Below are 14,031 nucleotides of genomic sequence, written 5' to 3'. Positions count from 1 at the left end.
AGTAAGTAAAAAATGAAAAATATAATAAATAAAATAGCACAGATAGACGAGCCGGAAATAGTTTCATTGGCCGGAAATCCCAATTTTGTAGTATTCGAAAGTGTGATAGAGAAAGAATCTGCATTAAACAATAAAATTGATTTCAACTTACAGGTTTTAAAAGTAAATGATATAGCAGAAAGTGAAACCGGGTTTGAGTTTATTGATACATCATCAAGTACCTCCCACAAATTTACAGGTACAGACAATAAGAGTAAAGTCAATAATACCACATTCCATATAAACAGAGAAAGTGTTGTCATTACAACAGAAAACATAAGAAAATGCCTGCTTTCCGATCCCTTCTTCAAAGGGAATTTCGATATATCGATACCCCTTATCATCAATGGAGCCGAAATTAAAAATGGGACAACAATCAATATCGTCTCGAAAGGTTACGGTACAGCATATACTTTCAAATCGTTTAAACCTGAAAACAGTGATTTTATTAGCATCAATGGAAATTATACTCAATCATACTATCCCGACTCCATTCTCGGAGATGACGAAAATTGCGAAATACAACTCGACATTTACAAAGACACAGGTATATCGCCGGGCATAAAGGATTATACCAAAATGGGAACATATGCCACGACCCTATCCAAGTCTTATTTCGGAATGCCTTTGTGGTTCGATATGAATACAATGTGGGCTAATACAAATACATATTCGGATAAATTTCTCGAAGGAAGAGGCTGGTGTAATACAGGTACAATGACCGATTTTCGCTTTATAGCCAAGCGTTTCAATGGTGTCGACACCGAAACGTTCTACCATTCTGATATCCTGTTTGCTCTTACTGGATACGACCGTAATCTGGAAAAAAATAATTTATCGGAATATGTTTATGACATCAGCCAAAACAATGAGATAGAGTCATTGACCCGGCAGCCTGTACTTACTCATATCAGGGGACAGAAGCAATATTTCAACTTTATCCTCTCCGATCCTGCGCCCGAAAGTAACGACACGCAGTGCAAACTGGGCATATTATACAAAGTTTACACACAAGCCGATAGTTATCTGGACTACAAAATTTCAGATGTACAAGACAAGAGTGACTACCACACCGTAAATACAGCATGCCTCGACATAGATAAAATAGTACTGGATAAATATGCTAAAGCGGGCATTGTAAGAGTATATTTGTGTCGCGACGGCAAAGCTATAAGTAAACCTCTAACCTATAGGATACTTCCCGACTGTCTGTACAAAGTGAATGACTTTGCATTCCTGGGCTCGCTCGGAGGATGGTGTTCCTTCAATTTCGGAGGTACGGAACAGACTGATTTTAAGTCGGAAACCACAACCATTCATCGCACCCAGACACCGGGATATACAACCAGTAGCCGGATAGAATCGGTCTTCAATAAAGACGTGACAGAGCAGTTTACGGTACAAACCTTACCCATAAACAGGGAAGTGGCCGAATGGTTGAAGGAAATCAGTGTGTCGATAGCTGTTTATGAATTGTCTACTAAGCGCTATATAATAGTAGATGAGCTGAATGTGAAACACAACAGTAAGGATGACCTGTTTGTCTTACAGATGAAATATCATTATTCGGACTCGTATAATGCGAGGATAAAATAGGGTGATAAATACGACCGCTGTAAATGTGTAACAGCGGTCTATTTTGAGAACTACGATAGAGGCAGATTAAGGCCACTTGAAAGTAGAAGAACCTGCAAAACAGATAGAAGCTATGTTTATCTTAAGCTTTTTATTATTTTTGTAAAAAGAATAGTTATGACAGCCGAACAGATATTAAAAGAGCATGGTATTAAGAAAACTGTATGCCGCAAATGTATTATCGATAAACTGATACAAAGCGAAGATACTGCGTTGACCGAAAATGAGATCAAAGACGCATTCTCTGATCTGTTTGACCGTGTAACATTCTACCGTTCTCTGAAAACCCTGGAAGAATCTAAGGTTATTCATCGCATTGTGCTCAATAGTAATGTAGTCAAATATGCCCTGAATGGTCAACTGGTCTTATCGAAGATACATCCTCACTTTCATTGCTCTATATGCGACAGGGTTATATGTTTGGATTCGTCCATCTTAGATAATAATCTACATTTGCCCAGCGGCTACAAAGTGGAGTCACTACAGCTTCTATTTGAAGGTACTTGCCCGGATTGCCTGAAAAAATAAATCCGGACATACAATTAATATATCCGGATCTGACGGGAATTAATATTAATTTCTGTCTTTTATTTTCAAGCTTATTGCTCTTAGTTGCTGCCATCCGGCCTTATCTGTTAACCGTACCATAAAATGATAATCTCCGGTATCAATATCTCCGGGCACGGAGATCTCGTTATCAGCCTCAAACCTTGTTTTTCCTGAAGGTATGGAGAAATCCTGATTATAGACAAATGCTTTTACAGGAGTTTTCTTTGGTTCCAGGTCACACTCCACATCATCTGTACTATGAGAATGGTGATCGAAATTATTATGAATTTCGATATTATAATTACCTAACTCGCGGTTATCGGCAAATACAGCTCTAAACGGGAAACTCTCTCCTCTGTAAAGGACAATACAGTTTTGAGGAAAAGCACTGTCACCTGTCATATCAATACTTGGTTTTTCCATATCCTTGCCGCCGTCTTCATCATCATTGCTACACGCCACCGAAAAAAGGCAGATAAGGCTATATAATATAATCTTTTTTTTCATCCTGTTTCTTATTTTAGCGGATAGCCTTCGGATAAAGATTATCCGCTATTTAATGGTTATTATTACGCTCCGGTAATAGTCAATTTTTCTTTTATCGTTTTATTGGCTCCTTTAGCATCGTTGATTCTTATTTCCATTATATATTCGCCGGCCACTGCATCTGTTGCTTTCAGATGTTTGTGAAAAATATACTCTTTCACATCTCCGGCAATAAATTCATCGGAATATGTTTCGTTAAAAGCATAAGTTGCCGGAGTTGCCTCTTTATAGATACGGACACGAATAGATTTTATAGCATCAGTTGCATCTACTTTAAACTCGGTATGGATGTTTGATGCCACAGCAGAGTTGTTGTTTCCTATTTCCAAACCTGACACTGCGATCCCTGTTTCTTTAATCTCTATATCCATCGACTTTTCGAGTGATTTCCCGTTTTTATCATATACTTTGAAGTGAAGGTGATAATCCCCAGCAGGAGCATTACCGGGTATAAGTATATGCTTATGGAAGTCTTTCAGTTCTGTTTCACCTGTATATGTATAAGTAGTATCCATATCAAAAGCGGCAGTTTCTCCTTCGCTATGTATTTCTACAAATACCCTGTCAATTCCATTTTCAGCCTTAATAGACGTTGCCTCTACTACCGGAGCCGTACCGATGTATCCGGTTTTGTCGTGAGGGAAATCATGTCCCGATCCAAAATTCAAACCTTCAATCGTAATATTTACAGGTGCAGATTCGATTGCCAGCTCCGATTCTACGGTTGTAGTTTGTCCCGACTGGTCAGTAACAGTAAAGTGCAAGTGGTAATCTCCGGCAGGAGCATCAGCCGGGATATCGATATGCTCATGGAAATCTGCATTCTTCACCCCTATGTATTTACCATCCTTATATGATTTTTCGATTCTGAAACTACCTCCGTCTTCCTGATGGATTTCTATATCGATCTGTTTTATTAAACCGTCAGCGATAATACCACCCTCGAGATGCAGGTCGCTTCCGGCAACTGCTTTTTTATTATTCTCACTGCCTATTTCCGTGAGGTTTATAGCCGGTTTGGGAAAGACGGGACCGTTATCATCGTCATCACTACTACACGATGAGAATACTAATAAACACAGGTTTAAAAGGAGTGCTGCTCCCCATACAATTTTTTTATTCATAATTCTTACTTGTTTTTAAGGGATTAATCCCGATTATTAATAGGATAATTGATTTTTTCTTGATTAGAATTCGAGTCCGATCATTACCGAAAAATTACGTCCCGGTTCGGGTACATCTATCAGGCGATAATAACTTGTATGGTCGTAATATCTTTTATTAAATAAGTTTTGTCCTTGCATATTTATTTTAATTGAATATTGCTGCCAGCTAAAGCTTCTTCCGGCCGACATGTTCAGTGTCTGATAACCCTTTGTCTTATTTTCAGGAGGTACTATTTCATCCTGATCTCCGTTAATCTTATAGTTGACAGAAATGAAACCGTCTGTTCCCGCCCACTTTGCTTTCGGCATATATCTGAATCCTATATTTGCAGACCACGGCGGGGAAAATGGCAATGTATAGCCTTTCTTTTCGCCTGATAACTGTTCTGCATAAAGATATTCACCTTTGAGATCAGCTTGCAGATTCTCGGATAACCTGATATTCAGTGCAGCTTCGAAACCATACCTAATCACTTTGCTCTGCGTATAATAGTACATCTGCAATCCTTCATAATAACCCGCTGTGGGATTGAGGTATATATAGTTAGGAAAGTAATTGAAGTAAGGATCGAGCTGAATATCCAGAAGGCCATTGTTCCAATTGATTCCAAGGTCTAATTGATATGATTCTTCCGGTGAGAGGTCCGGTTCTCCTTTTTCGTAACGGAATATGTGGTAATTCACACCGTCAGAACCCAGCTCTTTTGCGACGGGTGTGCGAAAGCTTTTTCCTATATTCGCCTTAAAATTCCACTGATCCGTATTGTAATTAATCCCCGCCGACCAAGTCAGGCTGTTAAATGTCCGCATTAAATCGGCTGACCGTTCTTTATAGATGGAATCGCCTTTTCCTACCGGGGTTTTATACCAGTCGTTATAGCTCCGAATATGTGTATTTATATGATCGAAACGCATGCCTGCACTGAATATAAGATCATCAGAAATGTGGTAACGATCATATATGAAGCCACCCAAAGAAGTCGAGTTAAAATCAGGAATGACAAATCCCCATCCATCCCGTTTATTATTCTGATGTTCTGCATTTATCCCAACGTTTACATTGTGCTTACCTGCTAATAAGTATTTTAACAGGATATTCGCTGTATAAGTATTCTTGTTGAATTTTCGTTCCAATGAATTCGGCGGCATCGGCATATATCCATGCGATACAGCTTCGGCCTGTTCCTTGCGAAGATTATTCTGATATGAAAAGTTACCTTCGAGACGAAATCGACCTAGCTGCCAAGCCGAACTATTTACAATCTTCAGGTGATTGACCGAATGAAAAGGCAGGTCTATATCCCTTGCCGATTTATCATAATCTATATCCGAAAGGCGGACTTCCAATCCGTGGGCATCGGCAAAAAAAACCGCTTTTGGCATATACATTCGATATCTGGAAATCTGACTTGAATCGTTCCGAAATATATCCCAGTGTAACTCCTGCATTCTGTTCTTTGCCCGCAGTATTCCGTAATCTACGGTCTTTGAGCTTGATATAATAAGAATAATATTGGATACTGTCGGTGGGTACCTTATAGTCAGCATAGTCTATCAATGTCATATTAGCTTTATAATAGAACTTGTCTTTCCGGCCTGCCAGTTGCGAGAAAAGCCCAATAGATTCGTTATTGGTTCGGGCAAAAAGATTGAGTCTGCCTTCAAATGTATTTACGGGAACATAATCACTCTGCATATTTATTACTCCGCCAATAGCATCAGAGCCATACAATAACGATCCCGGCCCCTTAATTATCTCGATATTATCTATTGCAAATTGATCTATTTCCAACCCATGATCTTCTCCCCATTGCTGGCCTTCGTGTCTAATCCCGTTTTCGACGACAATCATTCGATTGAAACCTAATCCTCTTATTGCCGGCTTAGACTGTCCCGAACCAATATTCATCGCTTTGACTCCGGGTATTCCTTCAAGACTTTGCATCAGGCTACCCGAAAAGTTCTCTTCAATGTAAGATTTGTTCACTTTAATGAGGTTTTGAGAAGATCCCATTTGAATATTTCTCTTACTATCTCCACTGACAACCACTTCGTTTAGCTCCATATCATTCTTCCTCAGTATGAAATTCCGTTTAAGATCACTTGCGACAGTGAATGGTACGGATAGTGGAAAATATCCCAGGGCATCGATATGTATTGTTACTAATTTTGATCCGGATAATGTAAGCTGGAAAAAACCATTTCGGTCGGTCTGCCCTACAATATGGCTTCCATCAATTAAAACCGTTGCTGCTTCTATCGGCGCCTTGTCTTCATTCATTACAAACCCGTTGATTCTGAAAGAAGATTGAGCAGGCAAGTCAATACCTATAAAAAGGAAAGCCAGATATATATAAATTAATTTCATTCGCTTTTTTTATAAAAAATACTAGTTATTATCCGTCAGTAATTGGTTCTGATAATCATTGTATTCAAAGTTCATGCAAAGGCAAACTTCCATTTTCGTTTACATTTTCATGCACGCCTTGTCCAACTAAATACAATTTTGTCCACACATCCACATATGAAACAAGAATACAAATGTAATTAAAATTCATTTGCAACAATGTTGCATAATTAAATTTTTATTGTATTTGTTGAAATTTTTAAGGATTAAGAAAAATTGGTTATCGATATAAGTGCCTAGAATAAGAATATTGTTTTGAACATATTGCCTTAAATCAGTCCAAACATATTTTATTTATTAGTGTTAATTAAGAATAAAACCCTTTCGTCTGAAAATAAAAACGAATAATTTTGAAGAAACTTTCCTCTAATTCATAATGTACAATGGCTTCCAAGGTTTTAATTATTGAAGATGACAATACATTCGGAATTGTCCTTAAGAAATGGTTTGATAAAAATGGATATGACGCATGCGTTAAATCTACTTTAGATGAAGCCAAAAAGGATTTGCTAAAGACTGATTTCAAGTTAATTATTACCGACCTGAGACTCCCTGACGGAGACGGGATAATGCTGCTGGCATGGATAAGAGAGAAGAAAATAAACACCCCCGTAATTGTCATGACCGGCTACGGAGAGGTTCAAAGTGCGGTTGCAGCGATTAAACTGGGAGCTTTTGATTATATGGAAAAACCTGTGAATCCGGATATTCTAAGATCAAAAATAGATGAGGCCCTAAATTATACTCCCGCTGAAATACCAAAAGAAAATACTCCCGCAGCAAATATTGTGTATGGCAACAGCGCTCTATCCAAACAGATGTATGAGCATATAAAGCTGGTTGCACCTACACACCTGTCTGTACTTATAAGAGGCGAAAGCGGAACCGGAAAAGAATATACCGCACGAATGATACACGACAACAGCCAAAGGAAACAAGCTCCTTTTGTAGCTGTGGATTGTGGCAGCTTATCTAAAGAATTGGCGCCAAGCGAACTGTTCGGACACCTGAAAGGATCATTCACCTCGGCCATTGCAGATAAGAAGGGTGTATTTGAACAAGCAGGGGGAGGAACTGTTTTCTTAGACGAAGTAGGAAATTTGTCTTACGAGGTGCAAGTTCAGTTGTTACGTGCGATACAGGAACGTAAAATACGTCCGGTAGGCTCCGCAACCGATATTAAGGTAGACGTAAGGGTGATAGTTGCTACTAACGAAAATTTGGAAACGGCTATTTCCGAAGGGCGTTTTCGTGAAGATTTATATCACAGGTTAAATGAATTTACTCTGATAGTCCCCCCTTTACGTGAGCGTAAGGAGGATATTGTCCTTTTTGCGAATAGTTTTTTATCTGAAGCCAATAAAGAATTGGAACGAAATGTGGAGCGGTTCTCGGAGGAAAGTATGTCTATACTGAAACAATATCGCTGGCCGGGAAACCTCCGTGAATTAAGGAATGTCATACGCAGAACCGTATTGTTTACAAAAGGAACGGAAATTACCCCCGACCTTTTACCTGAATTCATTCAGAGTCCTATACAAACTGAACAGATCTTATTGCCGGCAGATGAGCGTGAACAAATTACCAAAGCCCTGAAAATAACAAAAGGAAATAAGACCAAAGCGGCAAACCTACTCAATATAGATAGAAAGACTCTTTATAACAAAATGCACCAGTATGGTATGGATATTTAATGGGTTTTCAAATAATTTTCGGTCTCGGTTATTATCTGTTCCGCATATTCAATAAGCTCAATTACATCCTCCTCCCATTGGGGATACAATATGGACGTTCCATCTGAACGGTGAGTGTCCAGCCTCTTCAATATATCTAACTTCTCCACTGCTCCGACCTGTATAAACATTGGCTTCATTTTATGGCTGATAAACTGGGCCATATTATAATCACTATTGAGTAGAGCCTGTTTTAGTTTACCGGTATTTTCCTTTGTAGAATCGACAAAAGATGCCAAAACCTCATGTAATGCTTCGGAGTCTCCTTCTAGCATTTTATCGAGCGAGCCAACGCCTTCTGCTCTTTCATCTTTTTGCCGTCCTCCAAACAGCAGCCTTAAGTCACCTCCCGATACAGGTTTCTTTATATAGGCGCTAAACCCCATTGCCATAAAATATTCATTATTAACATCTTCCTGGGCTGTAATCACTGTAACGGGTATATTTATCCCACTGTGCTTTATCCTGTTTAAAACATCAATACCATTAAAATTTTCCATCTCCATATCTGTCAATATTTCATCATATTGGTCGATTTTTGTTATTATATTTTCAAAATCAACTATATTGCCACATATGGATGGTATATGCCCTAACTCTGATAACATATTACGGATAATTATCAAATAAGACATATCATCGTCTACTATCAATATTTTCTTCGGAATAAAGGTATCATTTATAAATACCTCGCTTGCAGGGATAGATATTTCAGTTCTGGTCCCCTGCCCTTCTGTGGAAGTAACTTTTATATTTCCCTGAAATAAATCGACCAAACCTTTTACTACATACATTCCAAATCCTGAGCCTTCCGATAAATGTGAATTCTGATCAACCCGGCTAAATGGCAGGAATATATCTTTGATTTTATTTTCAGGTATACCAACGCCTGTATCCTCTACTGTACAATATAATCTGGAATCAGAGAATCTTACATCAAATCGAATAGAACCGTCTAATGTATACTTAACGGAATTAGATAATATATTTATAAGTATTTGTTTGATCTTTAAAGAATCGGACGACAATATCAAACTTTTATCGAAGTCGAACGAATAGACTAATGTAAGGTTCTTCTTATCTGCAAGGGGAATAAACATTTCTACAGTCTGCTTGCACAGGTCGTACAGATTAAAGTTACGGCTCGATATATTCGATGTACCCTGTTCGATACTCGAAAACTCCAGAAGGTTACCCAGCAAGGCAAGAATATATTCTCCCGAATCTTTCATAGTACGCACTTCGTGATGTAGAAACCCATTGTTTGTTTCTTTCAATTCCAATGTCCCCAGTATAGAATTAAGAGGCGTTTTTATGTCATGTGAAACAGACAGTAACAGTTTATGCCGGCTATCCATAACTTGCTTAATTCTCAGATTTGCTTGTTCTACATTCTTTCGCAATCTATAGCTCTTGTTTACATCATTAATAATGAGCAATATAAATATAAAAATCAGGATAAGAGAGACAATACTGCTTACTATCGAATAAGTATTGTTGTTCCGGATCAGTTGTTCACTTTTCTGGATTTCATCAAGCCTGGCCTGAACAGTTTGATTATACAAGCCAATCAGTAGTGTCGTGATTTCAGAAGAAATTTCCTGATCTGCTACAATGAGGTTGCTCAAGTTTTTCTCGATAGATATAATTCTTTTTAAATAGTCGTCTTTCGCTTGTTCTGCTATTTCTGTGACTTCCGAAACTACATGGAGGGTATCGTTTTTCGGCATAGTCAAAGTATCCAGTCTGGCTGTGGTAATTGAAGTCACAGTATCAGCCCCTTTTGAAGCAGAAAACAATTCCCCCAATTTCCGCCAAAATCCTTTCTTGGCACCCGAATAAATTACAGTATCCTGTACGGTGGTAGTGATCAAAACTGTATCTTTCTTGACAACAGGGTCAATGTCTTTCAATATTTCATTTATAGACTCTATGGGGTTTTTATTATTGAATTGCCTATTCAAATTTGAAACAATCACCCCTTTCTTTATCAAAAGATTATTAATTTGTTGTAATTTTTCGTTGTGTAACGGGTTTATATGACTAAGAGAATCCATTAGCTGTTCCACAACATTCAGGCTTTCATTGAAAGATTTATAATGTTTTATTTGTTTTGTAGACACATACATATTTACTTTCGACTGTGATGCGTTTACCGAATCAATCAATTTGTTGACTAATGATAACTCTTTATAGTACTGCGAAATACTTCTTTTCTGATCATCAATATCATCTCTTAGTTTATATATATAAATAAGCATACCGCCACAGATAACAGCCACAATTACATATATCAATATAGCTTTGAACCTTATATTTTTTTCGAGAGTTTCTGACATATTTCCAATATTTCCATTAATACATATATAAAACGAACAAATAATTATTCTATTTAGTTTTCCACAGTCCAAATTGTGGAAATTTTCCACAGTTCTACAATTTCATTTTTATCACCCCATTAAGAACATTCACACAAAACACTATATTACAACAACTTACAAAGAAGAAGAAGATTTATATTCTTTTTGGCATAGCTATTGCAAATTATATAGTGTAACGGAAGTTTACACATTTATACCAATTAATAGTAATTTAAAAATTTGGAGACATGAAAACAATGAAATTAATGATGTTAGCCATTGCGATAGTTTTTGGAACATCAGCTTTTGCAATGTACAAAGTTTATCAGTTGAGAATAATGCAGTCGTTGCTATTAGCCAATCAAACGATGACGGATATGTAGACGTGAAGTTTGAAGACCTGAACGAGAAAGTACAAGCTGCTATTCAAGGGTACACAGAATCATATAATGTCACAGCTCTTGCCTACAACGCAGACAAAAAACTTACTAAAGTAACCTTATCCTCAAAATCGGATGAAAGCATTAAAGTTGTTATTCTGGACGACGAAGGTAAGGAATTTGTAGAAACTGCTGCCGAATAAATTAGTTCCAATCTACATCTGACAATTTTAGTAAATAAAAGGAAATACCTGGGTATTTCCTTTTATTATTTTGCATACACTCCATAAAACGCTGATTACAAAACATATAACCATTATAAATCTTAAATAAATTGTCTACACAATGACAGGCTGAAGTAATATTATTCCTGATAACTGCGATCCTCCTTATAATGAGTCGAAGGTGTAAACAAACCCTTTAATTCCCTCTTAGTAAAAGATATATCAGGAGAGAAGCGATCGGAATTCATATAATTACAAATTGTACGATAAAACTGTTCGCCCTCCGGTTTTTCTCTAATTTTATCAAGATCCGTCATACAAACAAGGAGTTTTCCTTTTTCAACTTTCATTTCAAATATAAGGCCTAAACGATGATTCCGTTCTACATTATCTACAACTTGTACTATTGGATTATAAGCAGATGGGATTCCATCTAATATGAAAGGGCGCGAATTTTTGAGAATAATCCACCATTGCCAATTGCTATAAGCTTCGGTTGGGAAGCTCCTGAAAATCGGATGTTGCGGATTTGTTAATATCGAAAGCGTACCCGGCGACACATCCCGTTTCAATGATTCCGAAATATTCTTAAACATGGCGTAATTCCAATAATCGGGAGTAAATAGTCCTCCCACACTCAGCTTTTCTATTTCACTATGTTTTGGTACATAAAGTACATTTATTCCTTTATCCAGCATTGACATGGCATTATCCAGAGAAAATGCCGTCTCGAAAGTATTACTTTGTTTTTCTGCATATTGCTGAGGATATACCCAAATATCATACCTGTTGGTTTTATCTCCGAGTTTGAGACTTAAGTTTAACTTTGTCGCTTCTTTAATCATATTCAAAGGTATATCCAGAGAGCTTACATTGCTGAGTTGCCCTTGAGCGGCATCTATGTCAAAACTCCCTTTTTGTATGATTGCATTATCTTTGGCACCGGATAAAGACCACTCAAGCTGTTTATTTCTAACAGCATCCGAAGAGTAGTTGAATACTTCCAACTGTGCTTTGAAATGCTCAGTATTTCTCCAGCAATATTTGGGCATGGAGGCTAGTAATACAATATCGGAGCAGCTCTGCGAAAATACCTGCGGGTTTACTCCGTCTTTACTATCCATAAAGGCATCAAGCAACCCTACATATGCGCTTCCCTGACCGGGATAATCCTGTAAATCGAGAAGTTGGAAACCTCCAAATCCGGCAGTTCTGAAGCACATTTCCATATCTGCTTTGTAGCATATGGCTGCAAACTGCACAGTGGCTTTATGAAAATCTTTGGCTTGCTCTATAAGTCCATTTTCAGTCAGCCGTTGTCTGAATATTTCTAAATTGTAGGGATATAACACTCCCGAATATTTACCTATTGATTCATAATCGGGATACATCTGAAACTGACCTGTTTCGTGAGCTACAATTGGTACATTACAATCAGAAACGGGTTTAGCAAATGTACGATCGGTAGATGGGTATAAACCATTCATATAGCCTCCCTCTTTAGCATCGGCAAATGAAAATGTAGTACGTGCATGCTGGCTATAGTCGTCCGAACCAACCTCGCCCCCCACTCTACTGGTGACAAAAAAATCCTCCCCTTTCTGTGGTCCTGCTGTACCCAAAGCATTGTTGGAGCCAAATGCGTATAACTTATGATTATCTCTAACTCTTAATTTTTCGACGATATCGTGCATCAAGGAGAAATCACCTCCAAGCTCATTACCTAACGCCATCATCACAAATGAAGGATTATTACCATAACTGTCGAGAATATACTCTCCTTCCTTGATTAGAAATTGGTTAAGATCTACATTTTCCCTTTTCATCTCACCCCAATACGGGAGCTCGGGTTGCATATATATACCCAGTTCGTTTGCAGCTTCAAATGCGGCTTGTGGTGGAGTCCACGAATGAAATCGGTAGTGATTGAATCCATATTCTTTTGCTATACGCATCTGGCGGATCCATTCTTCTTTATCCATAGGAGGATAACCCGTCAGTGGAAATATACAAGCATCATGCTTTCCTCTAAGGAATGTCTTGAGTGAGTTTATTGTAAATTGTGTTCCTTCTGTAGAAAAATCTCTTATACCAAAATCTATTGTCAGATAATCTTTTACGTTATTGCACCCGAGTTCAAAATTAACTTTATATAATGCCGGATCAAACTCGCTCCATAATGCTTTCTTGTCTGCCACTTTTAGTTCAAAGTTGTAAATATTCTCACCGGAAGTCAGGTCTATGGTTACACGTTGTACGGGAATAGCTATACTTTCCTTTGTATTCCAAGTATAGCCTTGTATCATTATCTCTGCTTTTCCATTTATCGATGACTTTATTTTTGCTACAACGGGAACTGTATTTGTAGAGGCAGACGGATATACATGAACCGATTCTATCAAAACTCCGTTATGAGCCTCTAGTCCGAATTTACCTATTACTCCATTCCAGTTTGTTTGTGTAGAGTTGGTCCATGCATGCGAACCTTTTATTCCATCAGGAACGGATTTTTCGCCATTATCTATTTCTATTGTAATAGTATGATTTCCTGCCGATAGTTTTCCTATATCATATATTTGGGGCGATAGTATCAATGAACTGGTTCCAACACTGTCTCCATCTATATATAGTACCGATGGTTTGGTCCGCTCCATAATAAGGCGCCATTCTTTGTCTGCCTGACCAGGTGCTATCTCTATTTCTTTTCTGTATTTTATCTTTCCTTCATAAGGGTGAAGTCTTGTCAGTTGAGCCGTATTAGTTGTATCTTGCGTCAATGGAGCCAATTTGCTTTCGTCTACCGTTCCGGGAAGGTGAATATTACCTAAATCACATTCCCACATTCCGGCTAACGATATAAAATCTCGTTCTTGAAAAACCTGTTTCTCAGCGTTGCTACATCCTGCAAAAATGCTTAAAGAGATTAATAGCAAATAAAAGTGATGGGATTGTATTGTTTTCATGGGATATTGGTCGTATATATTCTCTCCAT

General features: G+C 37.8%; 9 protein-coding genes and 1 pseudogene. 5 read left to right on the top strand and 5 right to left on the bottom strand.

All coding sequences use genetic code 11. The features are described 5' to 3' along the window. Positions 1–12: 12 nt before the first annotated feature. Together QZL88_RS20010 and QZL88_RS20005 are read left to right on the top strand one after the other, a co-directional pair. Positions 13–1,635 carry a hypothetical protein gene (locus tag QZL88_RS20010; protein ID WP_296944491.1) on the top strand — a complete coding sequence of 541 codons (1,623 nt, stop codon included), beginning with the start codon at positions 13–15 and terminating at the stop codon, positions 1,633–1,635. Between the two features lie 156 nt (positions 1,636–1,791). Further along, a complete protein-coding gene (locus QZL88_RS20005) occupies positions 1,792–2,202 on the top strand; it encodes a transcriptional repressor (protein ID WP_296944489.1) in 411 nt (136 codons plus the stop codon). Positions 2,203–2,247: 45 nt separating this feature from the next. On the opposite strand, the gene QZL88_RS20000 is transcribed toward QZL88_RS20005, so the two are convergent. The 3 genes and pseudogenes from QZL88_RS20000 to QZL88_RS19990 form a co-directional block, all read right to left on the bottom strand. Then, positions 2,248–2,730 (bottom strand): DUF4625 domain-containing protein, encoded by a 483-nt coding sequence (locus QZL88_RS20000; RefSeq protein ID WP_296944487.1) that lies wholly within the window; start codon positions 2,728–2,730, stop codon positions 2,248–2,250. Positions 2,731–2,792: 62 nt separating this feature from the next. Then, entirely contained in the window at positions 2,793–3,893 is a 1,101-nt protein-coding gene (locus tag QZL88_RS19995; protein ID WP_296944484.1) for a DUF4625 domain-containing protein, read from the bottom strand. Between the two features lie 63 nt (positions 3,894–3,956). Beyond that, positions 3,957–6,216 (bottom strand): annotated as a pseudogene (locus QZL88_RS19990) (TonB-dependent receptor). A 509-nt stretch (positions 6,217–6,725) separates the two neighbouring features. Between QZL88_RS19990 and QZL88_RS19985 the strand changes: the two are divergent. Further along, positions 6,726–8,036 carry a sigma-54 dependent transcriptional regulator gene (locus QZL88_RS19985; RefSeq protein WP_296944482.1) on the top strand — a complete coding sequence of 437 codons (1,311 nt, stop codon included), beginning with the start codon at positions 6,726–6,728 and terminating at the stop codon, positions 8,034–8,036. On the opposite strand, the gene QZL88_RS19980 is transcribed toward QZL88_RS19985, so the two are convergent. Continuing rightward, positions 8,033–10,414: a hybrid sensor histidine kinase/response regulator gene (locus QZL88_RS19980; protein ID WP_296944479.1), complete on the bottom strand. Its 2,382-nt coding sequence runs from the start codon at positions 10,412–10,414 to the stop codon at positions 8,033–8,035. The two genes, QZL88_RS19985 and QZL88_RS19980, sit on opposite strands and share 4 nt — an antisense overlap. Positions 10,415–10,683: 269 nt before the next feature. Between QZL88_RS19980 and QZL88_RS19975 the strand changes: the two genes are divergently transcribed. Continuing rightward, positions 10,684–10,818 (top strand): hypothetical protein, encoded by a 135-nt coding sequence (locus tag QZL88_RS19975; protein WP_296944477.1) that lies wholly within the window; start codon positions 10,684–10,686, stop codon positions 10,816–10,818. Positions 10,819–10,820: 2 nt separating this feature from the next. After that, positions 10,821–11,018 (top strand): hypothetical protein, encoded by a 198-nt coding sequence (locus QZL88_RS19970; RefSeq protein WP_296944475.1) that lies wholly within the window; start codon positions 10,821–10,823, stop codon positions 11,016–11,018. Between the two features lie 161 nt (positions 11,019–11,179). Here the strand turns inward: QZL88_RS19970 and QZL88_RS19965 are convergent, their stop codons facing one another. Next, positions 11,180–14,002, bottom strand: coding sequence for a glycoside hydrolase (locus tag QZL88_RS19965; RefSeq protein WP_296944472.1), 2,823 nt, complete (start codon positions 14,000–14,002; stop codon positions 11,180–11,182). Between the last annotated feature and the right edge of the window lie 29 nt (positions 14,003–14,031).

This window comes from uncultured Dysgonomonas sp., from assembly GCF_900079725.1.
Classification (GTDB): domain Bacteria; phylum Bacteroidota; class Bacteroidia; order Bacteroidales; family Dysgonomonadaceae; genus Dysgonomonas.
This window is presented reverse-complemented; position numbering and strand designations above follow the sequence as displayed.